16 protein-coding genes are annotated in these 20,794 nt (G+C 69.1%); 3 read left to right on the top strand and 13 right to left on the bottom strand.

Translation table 11 applies throughout. The features are described from left to right. Window positions 1-25: 25 nt before the first annotated feature. From alaS to AB0D57_RS10505, 3 genes are read right to left on the bottom strand one after another with little or no spacing between them, the layout of a single operon-like run. Window positions 26-2,698, bottom strand: coding sequence for an alanine--tRNA ligase (alaS, locus tag AB0D57_RS10515; RefSeq protein WP_362069911.1), 2,673 nt, complete (start codon window positions 2,696-2,698; stop codon window positions 26-28). Next, window positions 2,698-3,054, bottom strand: coding sequence for a DUF6167 family protein (locus AB0D57_RS10510; protein WP_362069908.1), 357 nt, complete (start codon window positions 3,052-3,054; stop codon window positions 2,698-2,700). The genes alaS and AB0D57_RS10510 overlap by 1 nt, the downstream gene beginning before the upstream one ends. 7 nt (window positions 3,055-3,061) lie before the next feature. Continuing rightward, window positions 3,062-3,496: a DUF948 domain-containing protein gene (locus AB0D57_RS10505; RefSeq protein ID WP_362069905.1), complete on the bottom strand. Its 435-nt coding sequence runs from the start codon at window positions 3,494-3,496 to the stop codon at window positions 3,062-3,064. A gap of 213 nt (window positions 3,497-3,709) precedes the next feature. Here AB0D57_RS10505 and AB0D57_RS10500 point away from each other — a divergent pair, with 213 nt between their 5' ends. Next, window positions 3,710-5,878, top strand: a complete 2,169-nt coding sequence (locus AB0D57_RS10500) for an AAA family ATPase (protein ID WP_362069902.1) — start codon at window positions 3,710-3,712, stop codon at window positions 5,876-5,878. Window positions 5,879-5,914: 36 nt separating this feature from the next. Here the strand turns inward: AB0D57_RS10500 and rpsD are convergent, their stop codons facing one another. The 5 genes from rpsD to AB0D57_RS10475 form a co-directional block, all read right to left on the bottom strand. Beyond that, complete coding sequence (rpsD, locus tag AB0D57_RS10495) at window positions 5,915-6,529, bottom strand: 30S ribosomal protein S4 (RefSeq protein WP_046260069.1); 615 nt, start codon at window positions 6,527-6,529, stop codon at window positions 5,915-5,917. Between the two features lie 322 nt (window positions 6,530-6,851). Continuing rightward, complete coding sequence (locus AB0D57_RS10490) at window positions 6,852-8,207, bottom strand: replication-associated recombination protein A (protein WP_362069897.1); 1,356 nt, start codon at window positions 8,205-8,207, stop codon at window positions 6,852-6,854. Window positions 8,208-8,251: 44 nt separating this feature from the next. Continuing rightward, complete coding sequence (locus tag AB0D57_RS10485) at window positions 8,252-8,887, bottom strand: vitamin K epoxide reductase family protein (RefSeq protein ID WP_362069894.1); 636 nt, start codon at window positions 8,885-8,887, stop codon at window positions 8,252-8,254. A 531-nt stretch (window positions 8,888-9,418) separates the two neighbouring features. Then, window positions 9,419-10,681, bottom strand: coding sequence for a histidine--tRNA ligase (hisS, locus tag AB0D57_RS10480; protein WP_362069891.1), 1,263 nt, complete (start codon window positions 10,679-10,681; stop codon window positions 9,419-9,421). 11 nt (window positions 10,682-10,692) lie between these two features. After that, window positions 10,693-11,406 carry an MBL fold metallo-hydrolase gene (locus AB0D57_RS10475; RefSeq protein WP_362069888.1) on the bottom strand — a complete coding sequence of 238 codons (714 nt, stop codon included), beginning with the start codon at window positions 11,404-11,406 and terminating at the stop codon, window positions 10,693-10,695. A gap of 180 nt (window positions 11,407-11,586) precedes the next feature. Between AB0D57_RS10475 and AB0D57_RS10470 the strand changes: the two genes are divergently transcribed. Together AB0D57_RS10470 and AB0D57_RS10465 are read left to right on the top strand one after the other, a co-directional pair. After that, window positions 11,587-12,408 carry a peptidylprolyl isomerase gene (locus AB0D57_RS10470; RefSeq protein WP_362069885.1) on the top strand — a complete coding sequence of 274 codons (822 nt, stop codon included), beginning with the start codon at window positions 11,587-11,589 and terminating at the stop codon, window positions 12,406-12,408. Between the two features lie 135 nt (window positions 12,409-12,543). Then, window positions 12,544-13,773, top strand: a complete 1,230-nt coding sequence (locus AB0D57_RS10465; protein ID WP_362069882.1) for a DUF349 domain-containing protein — start codon at window positions 12,544-12,546, stop codon at window positions 13,771-13,773. 77 nt (window positions 13,774-13,850) lie between these two features. Here AB0D57_RS10465 and AB0D57_RS10460 read toward each other — a convergent pair whose 3' ends face one another. The 5 genes from AB0D57_RS10460 to yajC form a co-directional block, all read right to left on the bottom strand. Beyond that, complete coding sequence (locus tag AB0D57_RS10460) at window positions 13,851-16,370, bottom strand: RelA/SpoT family protein (RefSeq protein WP_362069879.1); 2,520 nt, start codon at window positions 16,368-16,370, stop codon at window positions 13,851-13,853. A gap of 233 nt (window positions 16,371-16,603) precedes the next feature. Continuing rightward, window positions 16,604-17,143, bottom strand: coding sequence for an adenine phosphoribosyltransferase (locus AB0D57_RS10455; protein WP_362069876.1), 540 nt, complete (start codon window positions 17,141-17,143; stop codon window positions 16,604-16,606). Next, entirely contained in the window at window positions 17,140-18,258 is a 1,119-nt protein-coding gene (secF, locus tag AB0D57_RS10450) for a protein translocase subunit SecF (RefSeq protein ID WP_362069873.1), read from the bottom strand. Before secF ends, AB0D57_RS10455 begins: the two co-directional genes overlap by 4 nt. Window position 18,259: 1 nt before the next feature. Beyond that, a complete protein-coding gene (secD, locus tag AB0D57_RS10445) occupies window positions 18,260-20,029 on the bottom strand; it encodes a protein translocase subunit SecD (RefSeq protein WP_362069870.1) in 1,770 nt (589 codons plus the stop codon). Between the two features lie 142 nt (window positions 20,030-20,171). After that, window positions 20,172-20,693, bottom strand: coding sequence for a preprotein translocase subunit YajC (gene yajC / locus AB0D57_RS10440; protein WP_362069867.1), 522 nt, complete (start codon window positions 20,691-20,693; stop codon window positions 20,172-20,174). Between the last annotated feature and the right edge of the window lie 101 nt (window positions 20,694-20,794).

The following is a 20,794-nucleotide window of genomic DNA, read 5'->3' as shown; positions in this document are numbered from 1 at the left end:
CCGCCCTGTTCCTGACCGTCCGCGCTCACTTGGCCGTCTCGGCGACGAGCCGCTCGACCGCGTCGACGGCCTCGCCGATGGCGGCCGGGTTCTGGCCGCCGCCCTGGGCGACGTCCGGCTTGCCGCCACCGCCGCCACCGAGGGTCTTGGCGGCCGTGCGGACCAGGTCGCCGGCCTTGAGGCCGCGCTCGCGGGCGGCTTCGTTGGTGGCGATGACCGTGAGCGGCTTGCCATTGACTGTGGTGAACAGGGCCACCACGACGGCCCGGCCGCCCTGGATACGGCCGCGCACGTCGAGGACCAGCTTGCGCAGGTCGTCGGCGGTCGTGCCGTCCGGGACCTGGCCGGTGACGACAGCGACACCGCGTACGTCCTTGGCGGAATCGGCGAGACCGGCGGCGGCCTGGAGGACCTTCTCCGCGCGGAACTTCTCGATCTCCTTCTCGGCGTCCTTCAGCTTGCCGAGCATGGCGGAGACCTTCTCCGGGAGCTCCTCGGGGCGGCCCTTGATCAGCTCCTGGAGCTGGGCGACGACCGTGTGCTCCCTGGCGAGGAAGTTGTAGGCGTCGACGCCCACCAGAGCCTCGATGCGGCGCACACCGGAGCCGATCGACGACTCGCCGAGCAGCTTGACCAGGCCGAGCTGGGCCGTGTTGTTGACGTGCGTGCCGCCGCACAGCTCCTTGGAGAAGTCGCCGATGGTGACGACGCGCACCCGCTCGCCGTACTTCTCGCCGAACTCGGCGATGGCGCCCTGCTTCTTGGCCTCATCGATGGACATGACCTCGGCCTGGACGTCCAGCTCGCGGGTCAGGATCTCGTTGATCTTCTGCTCGACGTCGGTCATCACGGCCGTGGGCACGGCCGCCGGGGAGCCGAAGTCGAACCGGAAGCGGCCCGGCTGGTTCTCGGAACCGGCCTGGGCGGCCGTCGGGCCGAGGGCGTCGCGCAGCGCCTGGTGGGTGAGGTGCGTGGCCGAGTGAGCGCGGGCGATGGCCGTGCGACGGCGGGCGTCGATGGTGGCCTGGGCGCTCGCGCCGACGGTCACCTCGCCGACCTGGACGACGCCCTTGTGGACGTACACGCCAGGAACGGGCTTCTGGCAGTCGCGGACCTCGATGACGGCGCCGGTGTCGACCTTGATGCGGCCTGTGTCGCCGATCTGGCCGCCGCCCTCGGCGTAGAACGGGGTGCGGTCGAGGACGATCTCGACCTCGTCGCCCTCGGTGGCGGCGGGTGAGGGCACACCGTCGACGAGGATGCCGACGATGCGCGACTCGCCCTCGGTCCGGTCGTAGCCGATGAAGTCGGTCTCACCGGCGGCGTCGGCGATCTGACGGTAGGCACCGAGGTCGGCGTGGCCGGTCTTCTTGGCCCGGGCGTCGGCCTTGGCCTTGTCCCGCTGCTCCTTCATCAGGCGCCGGAAGCCGTCCTCGTCCACGGAAAGGCCCTGTTCGGCGGCCATTTCGAGGGTGAGGTCGATCGGGAAGCCCCAGGTGTCGTGGAGCAGGAACGCCTTGTCGCCGGCGAGGACGGCGCCGCCGGACTCCTTGGTCTCGGTGATGGCCGTGTCGAGGATGTTCGTGCCGGCCTTCAGCGTCTTGAGGAAGGCGGCCTCCTCGGCGAGGGCCACGGTCTCGATGCGCTGGCGGTCGGTGACGAGCTCCGGGTACTGCTGGCCCATCATCTCGATCACGACGTCGATGAGGTCCTTGACGACCGGACCGGTGGCGCCGAGCAGACGCATGTTGCGGATGGCGCGGCGCATGATGCGGCGCAGCACATAGCCACGGCCCTCGTTGCCGGGGCTCACGCCGTCGCCGATGAGCATCACGGACGTGCGCATGTGGTCGGTGACCACACGCAGCGAGACGTCGGAGTCGTGGGCGGCGCCGTACTCGACACCCGTCAGCTCGGTGGCCTTCTTGATGACGGCCATGGAGGTGTCGATCTCGTACATGTTCTGCACGCCCTGCAGAATCATGGCGAGGCGTTCCATGCCGAGGCCGGTGTCGATGTTCTTGCTGGGCAGGTCGCCGAGGATCTCGAAGTCCTCCTTCGAGGTGCCCTCGCCGCGCTCGTACTGCATGAAGACCAGGTTCCAGATCTCCACGTACCGCTCGTCGTTGACGGCCGGGCCGCCCTCGACGCCGAACTCGGGGCCGCGGTCGTAGTTGATCTCGGAACACGGGCCGCAGGGGCCGGGGACGCCCATGGACCAGTAGTTGTCCTTCTTGCCGAGGCGCTGGATGCGCTCGGCCGGGACGCCGATCTTGTCGCGCCAGATGGACTCGGCCTCGTCGTCGTCGAGGTAGACCGTGATCCACAGACGCTCGGGGTCGAGCCCGTAACCACCCTTGTCCTGGGGCGAGGTGAGCAGCTCCCAGGCGTAGGTGATGGCGCCTTCCTTGAAGTAGTCGCCGAAGGAGAAGTTGCCGCACATCTGGAAGAACGTGCCGTGGCGGGTGGTCTTGCCGACCTCTTCGATGTCGGGTGTGCGTACGCACTTCTGCACGCTGGTGGCGCGCGACCACGGCGGCTTGACCTCACCGAGGAAGTACGGCTTGAAAGGGACCATGCCCGCGGGGACCAGGAGCAGAGTCGGGTCGTCCGCGATGAGCGACGCCGAGGGGACGACGGTGTGACCGCGCTCCTCGTAGAAGCTCAACCAGCGGCGGCGAATCTCGGCCGACTCCATCAGTGGTCCTCATTCCGGTTGTGCGAGTACGTCGACCTCTCGACGTACGTCGGGTTCTTGCTGTAGTTCGGGTTGTTGCGGTTCTCGATCGCGGTGTGACGTCGCGGACCGGGGAGCTCGTGGTCGACGGGCGCGTTCAGGCCGAGCACCTCGTCGAGTTCGGCCTCCCGCTGGGCCATGCCGTCGCGGACGTCGAGTGCGAAGTCCTTGAGCCGGTGCCCGGCCTCGATCGCCTTGTTCGTGGCCTGGGCCGCGAGGCTTTCGGGGGTCAGCTGCTTGAGCTTTCGGTTGACCTTGGTGGTGGCCCACACACCCGCGGCTGCGCCGGCGGTGAACCAGAACGTACGGCGGAACATCGCTGCGTCAGTCCTTCTTCCGCTTTCCCCGTCGCGCGGACGGGACGGTGCGGCCCACGATCACGGTACGCCGGGACGCCTTGGGGGGCACGTTCTCTCGGCGGCCGCCGAGGGCCTGGCGGACGCCGTAGCCGAACGCCGCGACCTTCACCAGCGGGCCGCCGAAGGTGGACGCGACTGTCGTGGAGAGCGCCGACGCGTTCGACGTGACCTCCTGGACGTCCGATGCGATGGCGTCGACCCGGTCGATCTGGGTCTGTGCGGAGCGCACCGCCGTGGAGGCGTCGGCCAGCAGGGGGACGGCCTGGTCGGTCACGTCGGCCACGAGCTTGGTGGTCGCCCTGAGCGTCTGGGCCAGCCTCGCCAGCGCGACGGCGAGGAAGGAGACCAGGATCGCCCAGAAGACGGCCACCAGGATCCCGGCCACCTCTCCACCGGACACTGTCGCACCCGCTCCCTAAGTACGTGCCTGAATATCGGGCCTGACCATCGTGCTTGAACATCGTGCTTGAACATCGTGCTTGAACATCAAAAGTCGTCCCCCGAGCCTATCGCGCCAGGGCCGCCACTCCGTACCGCATTACCGCCCCGACGGGACCGGAGTCGCGCGACGGGATTGTACGGAATGCTTATGGGTCAGTACGCTCCGCAATCCATGCAGCACTTTCACCGGCCCCAGCGCTCCGACGGTGCGCCGCACGGCAATCTGCCCCTGGAACTCAACGCGTTCGTGGGCCGCTCGGCCGAACTCGCGCAGCTGGCCGAGGAGCTGGACAGGGCCCGGCTGGTGACGGTGACCGGCATGGGCGGCGTCGGCAAGTCGCGCCTCGCGGCGCGTGCCGCGGCGGGCACGCGGTGGCCCGACGGGGCGTGGCGGGTGGAGCTGGCCGCGGTACGCGATCCGGGCCTCGTCGCCTACGCGCTCGTCGAGGCCCTCGGTCTGACGGATCAGACGTCGAGGCCACCGCGCCAAGTGCTCCTCGACCATCTCGCCGAGCGTCAACTCCTGCTGGTCGTAGACGGGTTCGAGCACCTGGTGGACGCGTGCGCCACGCTGATGAGCGAGCTGCTGCGGTGTACGCCGGGGCTGCGGGTGCTCGCGGTGGGGCGCAGGCCGCTGGCGGTCGAGGGTGAGCGGCTGTTCCCGCTGGCGCCGCTGAGCGAGTCGGAGGCCGCGGACCTGTTCGAGGACAGGGCGGCGGCCCGGTCGCCCGGGTTCGCGCTCGACGACGGCAACCGGTCGGACGTCCGGGAGCTGTGCCGGCGCCTGGAGGGGATCCCGCTCGCGGTCGAACTGGCGGCGGGGCGACTGAGCGCCCTGTCGCCCGCGCAGCTTCTGTCCCGCTTCGAGGACCGCTTCCGGCTGCTGACCGGCGGCGGGCGCGACGCGCTGCCCCGGCACCAGACCTTACGTACGGCGATCGGCTGGAGCCATGAGCTGTGCACACCCGAGGAGCGGCTGCTGTGGTCGCGGCTCTCGGTGTTCGCCGGACAGTTCGACCTGGAGGCCGCCGAGTACGTCTGCAGCGGCGACGGACTGCACGCCGACGACGTCCTCGACCTGCTGGACGAGTTACTCGCGCAGTCGGTGCTGTCCCGCGAGGAAACGGTGGCGGGCCCGCGCTACCGCATGCTGGACACGGTCCGGGCGTACGGCGGGGACTGGCTGGAGGCGGTGGACGACACGGGCAGGCTGCGCCGCCGCCACCGCGACTGGTATCTGGGTCTGGCCACCTGGTGCGAGCTGGACTGGTTCTCTCCGCGGCAGGGAGAGGTGGCCGGGCGCATCGAGACGGAACTGCCGAATCTGCGTCGCGCCCTGGAGTACTGCCTGACCGAGCCGGGCGAGGCGCATCTGGGCCAGTACCTCGCGGGCACCCTGTGGTTCCACTGGGTCGGCTGCGGCCGGCTGTCGGAGGGACGGCACTGGCTGGAGCGCGCCGTGGATCTCGACGGCGATGGTGACCAGCCACGACTGAAGGCCTTGTGGGTGCTCGGCTATGTGGCGATCCTGCAGGGCGACACGGTGCCCGCGCTGACCGCGCTCCAGGAGTGCCGCGAGGAGGCGGAGCGCACCGGAAACGCCATCGCGTTCGCGTACGCCGAGCACCGCACCGGCTGTCTGGCGCTGGTCACGGACGACATGGCGGGCGCGGAAAACCTGCTGCGCTCGGCGCTGAGCCGGTATCACGAGATCGGCGAGCTGAACAGCAATGTGCTGATGGGCCAGGTCGAGCTGGCGATGGCGCTGGCGTTCCAGGGCGATCTGCCGGGCGCGGTGCGGTTGTGCGAGGACGTCCGCCAGGTCTGTGAGGACCACGGGGAGCGCTGGGCGCTGACGTACGCGCTGTACGTACTGGCGTACGAAGCCTTGGCCGACGGCAATGCGGCGCGGACCCGGGATCTCCTTCAGGAGTGCCTCGGTATCGCGCACACCTTCCACGATCTGCTCGGCGCGGTCCTCTCGATCGAGCTGCTCGCGCTGGTCACGGCGGTGCAGGGCGATCCGGCCGAGGCCGCGCTGCTGCAAGGGGCAGCGGCCCGGATGTGGCCGTCGGTGGGCCTGCCGCTGTTCGGCTCGGCCTACTACAACGCGCCGCACGAGCGGTGCGAGGCCATGGCCCGGGAGCGGCTGGGCGATGAGCGGTACGAGGAGTGCGTACGGGCGGGGGCGCGGCTCGGGCAGGAGGCGGCGGTGGCGCGGGCGCTGGGGCGGGCCGGGGCCCGGCCGCTCGGCGCGGTGCCGTCACCTCGCAGGCTGCCCCCGGACACGCAAAAGCCCGCCGTCTCGCCCACCTCGAAGGGTGGGGAGACGACGGGCTGACGCTGACGCGCGGGTGGTACTACGTCCGCTGGAAGATCAGCGGGCGTAGTACTCGACGACGAGCTGCTCGTCGCAGATCACCGGGATCTCCTTGCGGTTCGGCTCGCGGTCCAGGCGGAACGCCAGGGCGCCGAGGTTCACCTGGAGGTAGCGCGGGGTCTCGCCGTCGGGGGCGAACCCGCCCGCGCGGGAGACCTCGAACAGCGTCTTGCTGCGGCTGCGCTCGCGGACCATCACGACGTCGTCGGGACGGACACGGAACGAGGGCTTGTCGACCTTGCCACCGTTGACCTCGATGTGGCCGTGGACGACCATCTGGCGAGCCTGGTAGATCGTGCGGGCAATGCCCGAACGCAGGACCAGCGCGTCGAGACGGCGCTCGAGCTCGATGATCAGGGCCTCACCGGTCTTGCCCTGAACCTTGGAGGCACGCTCGTAGGCGCGGACGAGCTGGCGCTCGGACACGTCGTACTGCGCGCGCAGACGCTGCTTCTCGAGCAGACGGACCTTGTAGTCCGAGTTCTGCTTGCGGCCGCGGCCGTGCTCGCCCGGCGGGTAGGGGCGGGCCTCGAAGTACTTGACGGCCTTCGGGGTCAGCGCGATGCCGAGGGCACGCGACTTCTTGACCTTGGGGCGGGACTGATTCGCCACTGTCTTTTTCTCTTTCCTGGTTTTCGGCTCACCAGAGTTAAAGGAGGTCGCATCCGCAGCCTGGGAAACCCCGCGGGTCCGGTCGGTCGAACCCGCTGGGCAGCCGCTCCCTGGTCTGGGCACATACGTGCAGCACGCGAGTGGCCCACCGACCGTTCCCGGAAGACCGGGTGGTGGTGGGCTGCCCGCGACACCTTCGACGGTGCGCGACGCTCCTGGAATCCCTCCATGGAGGCAGGGGTTCCGGCTGGATGTCCCGTTCTGGTGGTGCCGACCGGAGCCGGACACGGGACGCAGCGCTTCGAGACATGTTACAGGCCGATCAGGGCCGCCCTCGACCGAGGTGCTTCCTGGTCCACTCCACCGCGTCCGCGTAGCGCGCCTCGGCGCCGTGCCGGGTCGGCGCGTAGTACTCCCGGTCCTTGAGCTCCTCCGGAGCGTACTGCTGGGCGGCGATGCCCTCGGGCAGGTCGTGCGGATACACGTACCCCTGGGCGTGCCCGAGCTTGGCCGCGCCCTTGTAGTGCCCGTCGCGCAGGTGCATCGGCACCGGACCCGCGTGCCCCTTGCGCACGTCTTCCATCGCGGCGCCGATCGCCATCGTCGCGGCATTGGACTTCGGTGCCAGGGCGAGGGCGATGGTGGCGTGGCTGAGGGTCAGCGCGGCCTCGGGGAAGCCGATCAGCGCGACGGCCTGGGCGGCGGCCACGGCTATGGACAGTGCGTTCGGATCGGCCAGTCCGATGTCCTCGCTGGCGGAGATCATCAGGCGGCGGGCGATGAAGCGGGGGTCCTCGCCCGCCTCGATCATCCGGGCCAGGTAGTGCAGCGCGGCGTCCACGTCCGAGCCGCGGATGGACTTGATCAGGGCGCTCGCGACGTCGTAGTGCTGGTCGCCGGCGCGGTCGTACTTCACGGCGGCGCGGTCGACAGTCTCTTCCAGGGTCTGGAGGGTGACCTCCGGCTCGCCCTTGTCGAGTGCGGACCCGGCCGCGGCCTCCAGGGCCGTCAGGGCGCGGCGGGCGTCACCGCCGGCGATCCGCAGCAGGTGCTGCTCGGTGTCCTCGGGGAGAGTGACGGCTTCCCGCAGGCCGCGCTCGTCGGTGAGCGCCCGCTTGAGGAGGCCGCGCACGTCGTCGTCGGTGAGGGGTTCGAGGGTGAGGAGGAGCGAGCGGGAGAGCAGCGGGGAGATCACCGAGAAGTACGGGTTCTCGGTGGTCGCGGCGATCAGGGTCACCCAGCGGTTCTCGACGGCCGGGAGCAGGGAGTCCTGCTGCGCCTTGCTGAAGCGGTGGATCTCGTCCAGGAAGAGGACGGTCTCCTTGCCGAAGCCGCCGGTGGCGCGGCGTGCGCCGTCGATGACCGCGCGTACTTCCTTGACGCCCGCGGTGATCGCGGAGAGCTCCACGAAGCGCTTGTTGGTGGCCTTGGAGACGACATACGCGAGGGTCGTCTTGCCGGTGCCGGGCGGGCCCCAGAGGATCACCGAGGACGGTCCCGCCGGGCCGCCGTTCCCCTCGCCGACGAGCCTGCGCAGGGGCGAGCCCGGCTTCAACAGATGCTGCTGGCCTACTACTTCGTCGAGGGTGCGCGGGCGCATCCGTACCGCCAGGGGGCTGCCGGTCGGGTCCTTCTCCTGGCGTTCTTCTGCTGCGGCGGTGAACAGGTCGGGCTCCACGTACAAAACCCTATGTCACGCCACTGACATTGCCCGCAGGGCTGTCAGCTGGTCCAGAAATCCCACCAGCGGGTCAGGATCAGCATCCCGATGATGCCGATGTGCAGCACCGGCAGGACCCAGGTGAACTCGCCGAAGAAGCTCTTCAGCCAGCGCGGGGCGGGCAGGAAGTCGTTGCGGACGTTGGACGAGGTCACGTACCAGAACATGATGATCGTGGCGACCCAGGCGAGGCAGCACCACAGGCACAGCGAGTTGATGCGGTACAGCGACTGGAACTGCAGCCAGGTGCAGAATCCGACACCGAAGAGCGTGCCCGCGTTGAAGGTCAGCCAGTACCAGCGCGGGAACGTGACCCGCGCGAGCAGGGTCATGCCGACGCAGATCACCATGCCGTACGCGACGAGTCCCAGCATGGGGTTCGGGAACCCGAAGGCCGAGGCCTGGTCGCTCTTCATGATGTTGCCGCAGGAGACGACAGGGTTCAGGCTGCACCCCGGCACGAAGTTCGGGTTCTCCAGCAGCTTGAACTTGTCAATCGTGATGACCCACGCGGCGAGCAGCCCGGCCGCGCCGGTGATCACCAGCATCAGGGCGAGCGCACGGCTGCCGCCGACCGTCCGGGGACCGTCGACGCGTTCCGGGTCGGTGGAGACGTCCTTGACTGTCGTCTTGCTCATCACGCCGTTTCCGTAGCTTCGAAGGGCCTGCGGGCACCGACATTGTGCCGCACGCGCATGTGTGCCCACCGTTCGATGGACATAAGAAGGTACGCACGGTCGTCCCGGAGTGCTCGGTTTCGGCGGGGGTTCATCGGCATGACCACACGTACGAACGGACTCGCGGTGGATGTTCGGCCGAACCCGGTGGAGGGCACGCGCGCGTGGCGCTCACGCGTCGGCATCGCCGGGCTGAGGGCCTTTTTCGCCCCCGCCGCCCCTGCCCATTCCCATCCCCTGGGGGCTGCCGCCCCCAGACCCCCGCTTCGGCCCGAACGGCCTCGTCCTCAAACGCCGGACGGGCTAAAGATTGCCGTCCTCGTTCAACCCTGCCGGCAGCCGTTCAGGCCTGGGGGCAGCATGCATGCCCGGCCGGGGACACCCAGCCCGTCCGGCGTTTGAGGACGAGCCCTTCGGGCGAAGGCGGGGGTCCGGGGGCGGAGGCCCCGGGGATGGGACGGGTAGGGGCGGCGGGGGCGAGCAAACCCGGCCTCAGCCCAGTCGTGACTCGACCTCCGCCACGATCTCGTTCACCCCGACCGCAACCTGCTCACCCGACTCCATGTCCTTGAGCTGCACCACACCCTCGGCGAGATCCCGCTCTCCAGCGACGATCGTGTACCGCGCACCCGACCGGTTCGCGTTCTTCATCGCCCCCTTGAGCCCCTTCGCCCCGTACGAGAAGTCGGCGGCAACACCCAGTCTCCGCAACTCCGTGACCTTGGCGAAAAGCACCCGCCGAGCCTCCTCCCCCAGCGGCACCGCGAACACACTGGTGGACGCGGGAAGTTCGAGCTCGACCCCCTCCGCCTCCAGCGCGAGAACCGTGCGGTCGACACCCAGCGCCCAGCCGACGGACGGCAGCGCAGGACCGCCGATCATCTCGGACAGCCCGTCGTAGCGCCCCCCGCCGCCCACCGCGGACTGGGAACCCAGACCGTCGTGGATGAACTCGAAGGTGGTCCGGGTGTAGTAGTCGAGGCCGCGCACCAGCTTCGGGTCGTCCTCGAAGGAGACGCCCGCGGCGGTGATCAGCTCGCGCACCTCCTCGTGGTACGCCTTGCACCCGTCACACAGGTAGTCGCGCAGCAGCGGCGCACCGACCAACTGCTTCTGGACCTCGTCGCGCTTGTCGTCGAGGACGCGCAAGGGGTTGATCTCGGCGCGGCGCAGCGTGTCCTCGTCCAGGTTCAGCCCGCGCAGGAAGTCCTGGAGGGCGGCCCGGTAGACGGGACGGCACTCCTTGTCGCCGAGGGAGTTGAGCAGGATCCGGAAGTTACGCAGACCGAGCGAGCGGTACGCCTGGTCCGCCAGGATGATCAACTCGGCGTCGAGCGCCGGGTCCTCCGCGCCGATCGCCTCGGCGCCGACCTGCGAGAAGTGGCGGTAACGGCCCTTCTGGGGGCGCTCGTAGCGGTAGTACGAGCCCGAGTACCAGAGCTTGACCGGCAGATTGCCGAGTTTGTGCAGATTGGCCTCGAGCGCCGCGCGCAGCACGGACGCGGTGCCTTCGGGGCGCAGCGCCAGCTGGTCGCCGCCCTTGGTCTCGAAGGCGTACATCTCCTTGGTCACGATGTCGGTGGACTCACCGACCCCGCGCGCGAACAGCTCGACGCTCTCGAAGCCGGGCGTCTCGATGTAGCCGTAGCCGGAGTTCCGCAGCGGGGCGGCGATCGCCTCGCGCACGGCGAGGTACTTGGCGCTCTCCGGTGGAATCAGGTCGTACGTGCCCTTGGGGGCCTTGAAGGTGCTCACGGAAAGTCTCGTCACATTCCTCGTCGGGGAGCGGTGTTCACATCAGCTCCCTGGCCGGCTGCCACCTGCCGCAGATACGGGTTGGTGGCACGCTCCTGGCCGATGGTCGTCTGGGGGCCGTGGCCGGACAGCACCACGGTCGAGTCGTCGAGCGGCAGGCACACGCGGGCCAGCGAGCCGAGCATCTCGTCCATGTCACCGCCGGGCAGGTCGGTACGTCCGATGGAGCCGGCGAAGAGCAGATCCCCGGAGAAGAACACGGACGGGATGTCCGCGCTCTCGGGCATCCGGAAGGCCACCGACCCCTTCGTATGGCCGGGCGCGTGCGCGACGGACAGCTCCAGGCCGGCGAGTTCCAGTCGCGCGCCGTCAGTGAGCGTCTTGACGTCGTCCGGCTCCCCCACCGTCAGCTCGCCCATCAGCGGCATCCCGATGGACCGGCCGAGCGCCCGCTCCGGGTCGCTCATCATGTACCGGTCCTCGGGGTGGATCCAGGCCGGTACGTCGTGCGCTCCGCACACCGGGACGACCGAGGCGACATGGTCGATGTGGCCATGGGTGAGGATGACCGCGACGGGCTTGAGCCGATGCTTCACAAGCGTGTCCTCGACTCCCTGAGCGGCCTGATGGCCCGGGTCGATGATCACGCACTCCTCACCCGCGGCGGGGGCGACCAAGTAACAGTTGGTGCCCCAGGCCCCGGCGGGGAACCCGGCAATGAGCACGATCGTCCTTCGTGGTGGCGTACGCGATGTGTCGTACGGGGTGGGCGGCTGTGGATCAGAGCCTACCGGCGCTGCCGATTCCTCAGCGAACCCATATACGGTACGGGGCACACGCAGGCGGTCGGCTCACAAGACGCACGCGTCCCACTTGACGTACGAGACGCATGAGGAGATAACCCGGTGGTCACCCAGGAACAGCGGCGACGTCAGCTCGCCCGGGAGAAGTTCTTGCGGCAGCAGCAGCGGCGTACGGCCGCGCGGCGCAAGACGAACATGCGCAACTCGGTGATCGCATCGGTCCTCGGTGTGGTCGTCGTCGGCAGCGTGGTGTCGTACGCGACCGGGGTGTTCAAGGGCGACGACAAGAAAGCCAACGCGGGCGCGGAGGTGACCCCGAGCGCTTCGGCGACGAGCGCGGCGCCGGATCCGTGCAAGAAGCCCGCCGAGGGCGCGGTGAAGTCGCTGAGCTGGAAGAAGGAGCCCGCGGTCACCATCGACAAGTCCGCGGACTACACGATGAAGATGGCCACGACCTGCGGCGACATAGACATCGCCCTGAAGACGGCCGCGGCCCCGCACACGGTGAACTCGTTCAGCTTCCTCGCGGGCAAGGGGTTCTTCGACCACACCAAGTGCCACCGGCTCACCACGAACGGCATCTACGTGCTGCAGTGCGGTGACCCGCAGGGCACCGGCAGCGGCGGTCCCGGGTACACGATCCCGGACGAGAACCTGAAGGACAAAACCCTCAAGGGCGGCGTGTATCCGGCCGGCACGATCGCCATGGCGAACACCGGCACGGCGCACACCGGCGGCAGCCAGTTCTTCCTCGTGTACCAGGACAGTCAGCTGCCGGCCAGCTACACACCGTTCGGAACTATTTCCAAGTCCGGCCTGACGGTCCTCAAGAAGATCGCGGCGGCCGGCGAGAGCACAGGCCAGGGCGATGGCGCGCCCAACGCGACCGTCGTCATCAACAAGATGACCGTGACGAAATCCTGACCGTCAACTGCGAAATTTCGGTCGCGCTGGATGCGGACAGCCGCCGTGCTGGTCGCCTATGTTGGCCGTGACGAAACTGTGGACGATGCCCGGGGGCACTGAAGCCCCTCGCAGGCATCATGTGGAGGAGGCGCTGTGAGCAGCGACCCGTGGGGCCGCGTCGACGAGACGGGGACCGTGTACGTGCGTACGGCCGACGGCGAGCAGGTCGTCGGTTCCTGGCAGGCCGGCTCTCCTGATGAGGCGCTGGCCTACTTCGAGCGCAAGTACGAAGGCCTGGTTGTCGAGATCGGCCTCCTCGAGAAGCGAGTGAAGACCACCGACCTGTCGGCGAAGGACGCACAGACGGCCATCGACCACATTCGCGAGCAGGTGGACGCCCACCACGCGGTCGGTGATCTGGGCGCGTTGCGGCAGCGGCTGGACAAGCTCGTCGAGACGGTCGAATCGCGCCGCGAGGAGCGCAAGGTCCAGCGCGCGAAGCAGTCCGACGAGGCGCGGCACGCCAAGGAGGCGCTGGTCGTCGAGGCGGAGGAGCTGGCGCAGAGCGACCAGTGGCGGGCGGCCGGTGAGCGGCTGCGCTCCCTGGTGGACACGTGGAAGGGGCTGCCGCGACTCGACCGTAAGTCGGACGACGAGCTGTGGCACCGCTTCTCGCATGCCCGCTCCGCGTTCTCCAAGCGGCGCAAGGCGCACTTCGCCTCGCTGGACGCGCAGCGTGAGGAGGCCCGCAAGACCAAGGAGAAGCTGGTCGCGGAGGCCGAGTCGCTGTCCGGTTCGACGGACTGGGGTCCCACCGCGGCGCGCTATCGCGAGCTGATGGCGGACTGGAAGGCCGCGGGCCGCGCCCAGCGCGAGCACGAGGACGACCTGTGGAACCGCTTCCGCGGCGCCCAGGACGTGTTCTTCGCGGCGCGCAGCTCGGTCTTCGCCGAGCGGGACGCGGAGCAGACGGAGAACCTGAAGCTCAAGGAGGAGCTGGCCGAGGAGGCCGAGAAGCTCGTCCCGGTGCAGGACCTGAAGGCGGCCCGGTCCGCTTTCCGGTCGATCAACGAGCGCTGGGAGGCCATCGGCCATGTGCCGCGCGACGCCCGCCCGAAGGTCGAGGGCCGGATGCACGCGGTGGAGCGGGCTCTGCAGGAGTCCGAGGAGGCCGAGTGGCGCCGGACCAACCCGGAGGCACGCGCGCGTGCCGAGGGTCTGACCGGTCAGCTGCAGGCCGCCGTGGACAAGCTCCGTGGCCAGATCGAGGCGGCGCGCTCCGCGGGCAACACCGCGAAGGCCGACAAGCTCCAGCGGGAGCTCGACGGCCGTCAGGCGCTGCTCGACCAGGCGCTGAAGGGGCTGCAGGAGTTCGGCGGCTGAGGCGGCTGAGGTTTTCCGCTGCTACGTAGAGGGGCTCCCGTACGGTGCGTACGGGAGCCCCTCTACGTAGTGGCCGATTACGGCCTGCGGGCCGAAGTGACGCGGTACACGTCGTAGACGCCCTCGACGCCCCTGACCGCCTTCAGGACGTGCCCCAGGTGCTTGGGGTCGCCCATCTCGAAGGTGAAGCGGGAGGTGGCGACGCGGTCGCGGGACGTCTGGACGGCCGCGGACAGGATGTTGACGTGCTGGTCCGACAGGACGCGCGTGACGTCCGAGAGGAGTCGGGAGCGGTCCAGGGCCTCGACCTGGATGGCGACCAGGAAGACCGAGGACTGGGTGGGCGCCCACTCGACCTCGAGGATGCGCTCGGGCTCACGGGACAGCGAGTCGACGTTGACGCAGTCGCTGCGGTGCACCGAGACGCCGCTGCCGCGGGTGACGAAGCCGATGATCGGGTCGCCGGGGACGGGCGTACAGCAGCGGGCGAGCTTGACCCACACGTCGTCGACGCCCTTGACGACGACACCCGGGTCGGCGTTGGAGCGCCGCTTGCGGCCGCGGCCGCGCGCGGGCGGAACCGACTCGTCGATCTCCTCGGTGGCCGCCTCCTCGCCACCGAGCGCCTGCACCAGCTTCTGCACGACGCTCTGCGCGGCGACGTGGCCCTCGCCGATCGCCGCGTACAGCGACGAGATGTCGGGGTAGCGCATCTCGTGCGCGAGGGTGACCAGGGAGTCGCCGGTCAGGATGCGCTGGATCGGCAGGTTCTGTTTGCGCATGGCGCGCGCGATGGCGTCCTTGCCCTGCTCGATCGCCTCGTCGCGGCGCTCCTTGGAGAACCAGGCGCGGATCTTGTTGCGGGCGCGCGGGGACTTCACAAAGCCGAGCCAGTCGCGGGAGGGGCCCGCGCCGGCCGCCTTGGAGGTGAAGACCTCCACCAGGTCGCCGTTGTCCAGCGTGGATTCGAGCGGTACGAGGCGGCCGTTGACCCGTGCGCCTATGGTGCGGTGGCCGACCTCCGTGTGGACCGCGTAGGCGAAGTCCACCGGGGTCGCGCCCGCCGGGAGCGCTATGACGTCGCCCTTGGGCGTGAAGACGAAGACCTCGTTGCGGGACAGGTCGAAGCGCAGGGACTCGAGGAACTCGCTGGGGTCCTCGGTCTCCTTCTGCCAGTCGAGCAACTGGCGCAGCCACGCCATGTCGTTGACGGCGTCCTTGTCCTTGCCCGTGCTCCTCGGGGCGTCGGTGCGGACCTTGGAGGCACCGGCGGAGGGCTCCTGCTTGTACTTCCAGTGCGCGGCAATGCCGTACTCGGCACGGCGGTGCATGTCGAACGTACGGATCTGGAGTTCGACGGGCTTGCCGTTGGGTCCGATGACCGTCGTGTGCAGCGACTGGTACATGTTGAACTTGGGCATCGCGATGTAGTCCTTGAACCGGCCGGGGACCGGATTCCATCGCGCGTGCACCGTGCCGAGGGCCGCGTAACAGTCGCGAACCGTGTCGACCAGTACACGAATGCCCACCAGGTCGTAGATCTCCGCGAAGTCACGGCCGCGGACGATCATCTTCTGGTAGACGCTGTAGTAGTGCTTCGGGCGGCCGGTGACGGTGGCCTTGATGCGGGCGGCGCGCAGGTCGGACTGGACCTCGTCGGTCACTATGGCGAGGTATTCGTCGCGCTTGGGGGCCCGCTCGGCGACGAGGCGCACGATCTCGTCGTACATCTTGGGGTAGAGGATCGCGAAGGCGAGGTCCTCCAGCTCCCACTTGATGGTGTTCATGCCCAGGCGGTGGGCGAGAGGCGCGTAGATCTCCAGGGTCTCGCGCGCCTTCTTCTCCTGCTTCTCGCGCTTGAGGTAGCGCATGGTGCGCATGTTGTGCAGACGGTCGGCGAGCTTGATGACCAGGACGCGGGGGTCCTTGGCCATGGCGACGACCATCTTGCGCACGGTCTCGGCCTGTGCGGCCTCGCCGAACTTGACCTTGTCGAGTTTGGTGACGCCGTCCACGAGGAGGGCGACCTGGTCGCCGAAGTCGCGACGCAGGGTGTCGAGGCCGTACTCGGTGTCCTCGACGGTGTCGTGCAGGAGGCCCGCCATCAGCGTGGCCGGGTCCATGCCGAGTTCGGCGAGGATCGTGGTCACGGCGAGCGGGTGGGTGATGTACGGGTCGCCGCTCTTGCGCTTCTGGCCGCGGTGCCAGCGTTCGGCGACCTGGTAGGCGTTCTCGATCTGCCGGAGCGTCGCCGTCTCGATCTTCGGGTCGTTGCTGCGCACTATCCGCAGCAGCGGCTCCAGGACCGGGTTGTACGGGTTGGAGCGCTGGACGCCGAGCCGGGCGAGGCGGGCCCGTACGCGGTTGGAGGAGCCGCCGGTGCGCGCGGGCTGGCCCGCCGTGGAACGGACCGCAGGGGTGCTCGCGGGGCGCTCGGGAGTGGCCGGCTTGGGGCGTGGCTGCTCGGCCGCCTTGTCGTCCGGCGCGGACTGGGCGTGCTCGACCGGCCCGCTCGTGGCGTTCTTGGCGGGCGTGTCCGCGGGACCCGAGGTGGGCTCGGGCTTGGCGGCGGTGAGTGGCTGGGCCTCGTCTGGCAAGAGGACTCCTCGTGCGCGATCCGGGTCCCCCGGTCAGGCTCCGGAGACCCCATGGTAGCGATCCTGAGCGTCGGACTCTCTTTCGGCCGCTGGGACGGCCTCGTACAGGAGGAACGCAAGAGGCGGGCGCCGGATTCCTCCGGGCCCGCCTCTGCGGTGTCCTAGGGGTGTCTCAGGCCTTTCCTGAGGCTTTCCCTGGGGGATCTCGGACCTTGCGGGGGTCCTCAGGGCGCTCAGACCTTGAGGAGCGCCTCCAGCGGAGCGCCCGCGAGGGCCGGCTCCAGACGGCCGCGGCCGCCGAGGAAGCCGAGCTCCATCAGTACGGCGACGCCCGCGACCTCGGCGCCCGCCCGGCGGATCAGTTCGAGCGAGGCCTCGGCCGTGCCACCGGTGGCGAGGACGTCGTCGACGACCATGACACGGTCGCCCGTGACCAGGTCCTCGGCATGGACCTCGATCTCGGCGGAGCCGTACTCCAGGTCGTAGGCCTGCGACAGCGTCGCTCCGGGGAGCTTGCCCGCCTTGCGTACGGGGATGAAACCGAGCCCGGCGCGGACGGCGACGGGGGCGCCGAGGATGAAGCCGCGGGCTTCCAGGCCGACGATCTTCGTGGCTTCGTTGCGGACGGCGATCTCGGCCAGCGCTTCGGTGAGCGCCGTGAACGCCGCGGGGTCCGCCAGGAGCGGGGTGATGTCCTTGAACATCACGCCCGGCTCCGGGTAGTCGGCAACGTCACGGATTCGGCTGAGCAGCAGCCCTTCGATGTCGGTCATCGGCGCTTTCCCGAGGGTCGGCCGCGGCCCCGGTTGCGGGACGCGGGCTGGTTGCGCGGGCCGACGACCGCTGCTGCGGCGTCCTCCGGCTCGTCGTCGTCCAGCGGTTCGTCGGAGACCTCGGTCTCCAGGGGCACGCCCGTCGCGGCGGCCTGGGCCCGCTTGGCGAGCACACGCTTCTTCAGCGCCTTCATCTGCGGCTCGCGCTCCTTGAGGTCGGCGACGAGCGGCGTGGCGATGAAGATCGAGGAGTACGCACCGGCGGCAAGGCCGACAAACAGCGACAGCGAGATGTCGTTGAGCATGCCCGCACCGAGCACACCGCCACCGATGAACAGCAGGCCCGCGACCGGCAGCAGCGCGACCACCGTGGTGTTGATGGAGCGGACCAGGGTGCCGTTGATCGAGCGGTCGGCGATCTCGCTGTAGGTCCAGCGGGTCTGTTTGGTGATGTCCTTCGTCTGTTCCTTGAGGCTGTCGAAGACGACGACCGTGTCGTAGAGCGAGTAGCCGAGGATCGTGAGCAGACCGATCACCGTGCCTGGAGTGACTTCGAAGCCGACCAGGGCGTAGATGCCGACCGTGATGGTGATGTCGTGGATCAGTGCGACGAGCGCGGCCACGGCCATGCGCCACTCGAAGGCGATCGCCAGGTAGATCACGACGAGGATCATGAAGATCGCCAGGCCCTGCCAGGCCTTGTTGGCGATCTGGTCACCCCAACTGGGGCCGACCAGCTCCGCGTTGATCTTGGCAGCGTCGACCTTGAGGTCCTTGGCGAGCTGCTCGTTGATCTGGTCGGACTTGTCGGTGTCGATGCCGGCGATCTGGATGCGCAGGCCGCCGTTGCCGAGCTTCTGGACGATCGCGTCGTGGCCGGACGCCTCTTCCGCGTACGTCTCGGCCTGGGACACCGAGACGCTGGTCCGCTCGGTGGTGAAGACGGCGCCGCCCTGGAACTCGATGCCCATGTTCAGGCCGCGCACCGTCAGGCCGAGGATGGCCGTGATGGTGATCAGGATCGAGATGCCGTACCAGATCTTGCGCTTACCGACGAAGTCGTAGCCGATCTCGCCGCGGTGGAGCCGGGCGCCGAGGGTGCCGAGTTTCGACATCTCACGCCTCCTTCGTGTCGACGGGGGCGGACGCGCGACGGGTGCGGCGCAGCGGCGGCTTGGCGCCCAGTCGCTTCGGGTCGAGACCGGACCAGCTGTGGCCGTTCGCGAAGAACTTCTTGCGGGCGAGGATCGTCATCAGCGGCTTGGTGAAGAAGAAGACCACGACCACGTCGAGCACGGTGGTCAGGCCGAGCGTGAACGCGAAGCCCTGGACCTTGCCGACGGTGACGATGAAGAGCACCGCGGCGGCCAGGAACGACACGAAGTCGGACACCATGATGGTGCGCCGGGCCCGTGGCCAGGCACGCTCGACGGCGGGCCGCAGGGAGCGGCCCTCGCGGATCTCGTCCCGGATGCGTTCGAAGAACACGATGAACGAGTCCGCTGTGATACCGATCGCGACGATCGCCCCGCAGACGGCCGGCAGGTTCAGTGCGAACCCGATGGTGGGACCGAGCAGCGCCATGATCACGTACGTGAGGATGCCGGAGACCAGCAGGGAGGCGATCGCGATGAGCGACAGGCCCCGGTAGTAGACCACCAGGTAGACGACGACCAGGGCCAGGCCGATGCCGCCCGCGATGAGACCGGCTTCGAGCTGCTCACCGCCGAGCGCGGCGGTGACGGTGGTGACGCTCGCCTCCTTGAAGGTGAGCGGCAGCGCGCCGTACTTCAGCATGTTCGCCAGGTCCTGCGCCTCGGTCTGGTCGAAGCTGCCGGAGATCTCCGCGCTGCCGCCGGTCAGCGCCTGGCTGACGTACGGGTCGGAGACGACCTCACCGTCGAGGACGATGGCGAACTGGTTCTGCGGGGACTGGTTCTGCGCGAGCTTGCCGGTGATGCTGGCGAACTTCTTGGAGCCACCGGACGTGAAGTCCATGGTGACCTTCCAGCCCGCGGTGCTCTGGGTGTCGAAGACGGCGGAGGCCGACTTGATGTCCGTACCCGACACCTCGGCCGGGCCGAGGATGTACTTCTGCCACTGGCCCGAGGAGTTCTGGCCGCAGGCCACGGTGGTGTCGGTGGGCTTGACGCCTTCGCCGGCCTTGGCCCGGACCGCCGGGTCGGTGCAGTCGAGCGCGGTGTACGCCGCTTGGAGCGCGGTGGTCTCGGCGTCGGCGCTGCCGCTCGCGGACGGGGAGGCGCTGGCGGAGGGCGAGGAAGTCGCGGAGCTGCTCGCGGACGGCGTGGAGTCGGCCTTCAGGGCGTCGGTGACCGCACGGCCCTGGGAGGTGGCGGTGGCCGACGGGCTCGCGGAGCTCGACGAGGACGAGGTCGCCTTGTCGGCGGCCGACTCGGAGGCGCTCGGCGACGCGCTGCCGGAGGGGCTCGTCGACGGGCTGGCCGTCGCGGCCGTCCCGGCGACCTCGGTGGTCAGGACCGGACGGAAGTAGAGCTTGGCGGTGGTGCCGACCTGCTCCCGGGCCTGCTTGGAGTTCGTGCCCTTGGGGATGTTGACGATGATGTTGCGATCGCCCTGGGTCTGGACCTCCGCCTCGGAGACGCCAAGACCATTGACACGGCGGTTCATGATGTCGACCGCGGTGTTCATGTTGGTCTTGTTGATCGCGTTCGGCTGACCCGGCTCGTTCTTCGCTTCGAGCGTGATGCTCGTGCCGCCGGCGAGGTCGATGCCGAGACGCGGAGTGGTGTGCCCGGAGAGGAACATCCCCCCGGTGAGCGCCACGATGGCGATCAGGATGAGGGCCAGCGAGCGCCCCGGCCTGCTCTGGGCGCTCGCGCTCCGGCCCTTCTTCGGTGCTGCCACCTTCTCGTACTCCCTCTCGGGCCGCCTCGCGCGGGGTCAGCGCGTGGGCGGCCATGACATGGTGTCGGGACTCCGTGCGGTAAGACGCACCTCCCGGGAGACGCGGGGCGCAAGCGGATCGCGCCGCGTCCCCGGGGTGTGCCTACTTCGCGTCGGACTCGCCGTCGGTCTTCTTCGGCTCGGCTTCGTCGTCCTTGTCGGCCTTCGCCTCGGCGGCCTCGTCGACCTCGTCGGACGGCTCGTCCGCAGCGTCCTTCTTGCCGAGGTCGAGGGGCTTGGCGTCGGAAGCGTCGGAAGCGACGTCGGCGGCAGGCTCGTCGGTCTTGGTGAGGGAGGAGGCGTCGTCCGGAACGACCGAGCCGTCGGCCTCCAGGTCGTGCTCGATGCCGTGGACGATGCGGTTGTACTCGTCGTCGGAGAGCACGGCGCCGATCGCGTTCTTCGCGAAGAGCAGGTCGACACCCGGGCCCGCGTCAAGAAGGACCGAGTCCTCGCTGACCTCCTTGACGGTGGCGTACATACCACCGATCGTGCGCACGCCGGAGCCGGGCTGCATCTCATTGCGCATGGACGCGGCCTGCTGCTGCTTCTTCTTGGCCGACCGGGTCATCAGGAACATGGCCCCGATGAGCACGATGAACGGGAGGAGGGTCACGAGACTCACGGGTCGGAACTTCCTTCTTCGACCGCAATGGTGAGCGGCCTGCTGGATGGGGGTATGTACGTCGCCGACAAGGGCGGTATCGGCGGAGTCTAAGCGAGTCC

Source organism: Streptomyces sp. NPDC048275, from assembly GCF_040652275.1.
Classification (GTDB): Bacteria; Actinomycetota; Actinomycetes; order Streptomycetales; family Streptomycetaceae; genus Streptomyces.
The sequence above is the reverse complement of the archived record's forward strand: the minus strand, read 5'-3'. Positions and strand labels throughout refer to the sequence as shown.

Bases quoted from the DNA above. Each gene is read 5' to 3' on its own strand.
- secF (WP_362069873.1), bottom strand. From the start codon at position 18,258: ATGTCGAAACTCGGCACCCTCGGCGCCCGGCTCCACCGCGGCGAGATC.
- AB0D57_RS10500 (WP_362069902.1), top strand. From the start codon at position 3,710: ATGCAGCACTTTCACCGGCCCCAGCGCTCCGACGGTGCGCCGCACGGC.
- AB0D57_RS10485 (WP_362069894.1), bottom strand. From the start codon at position 8,887: ATGAGCAAGACGACAGTCAAGGACGTCTCCACCGACCCGGAACGCGTC.
- AB0D57_RS10510 (WP_362069908.1), bottom strand. From the start codon at position 3,054: ATGTTCCGCCGTACGTTCTGGTTCACCGCCGGCGCAGCCGCGGGTGTG.
- alaS (WP_362069911.1), bottom strand. From the start codon at position 2,698: ATGGAGTCGGCCGAGATTCGCCGCCGCTGGTTGAGCTTCTACGAGGAG.
- AB0D57_RS10455 (WP_362069876.1), bottom strand. From the start codon at position 17,143: ATGACCGACATCGAAGGGCTGCTGCTCAGCCGAATCCGTGACGTTGCC.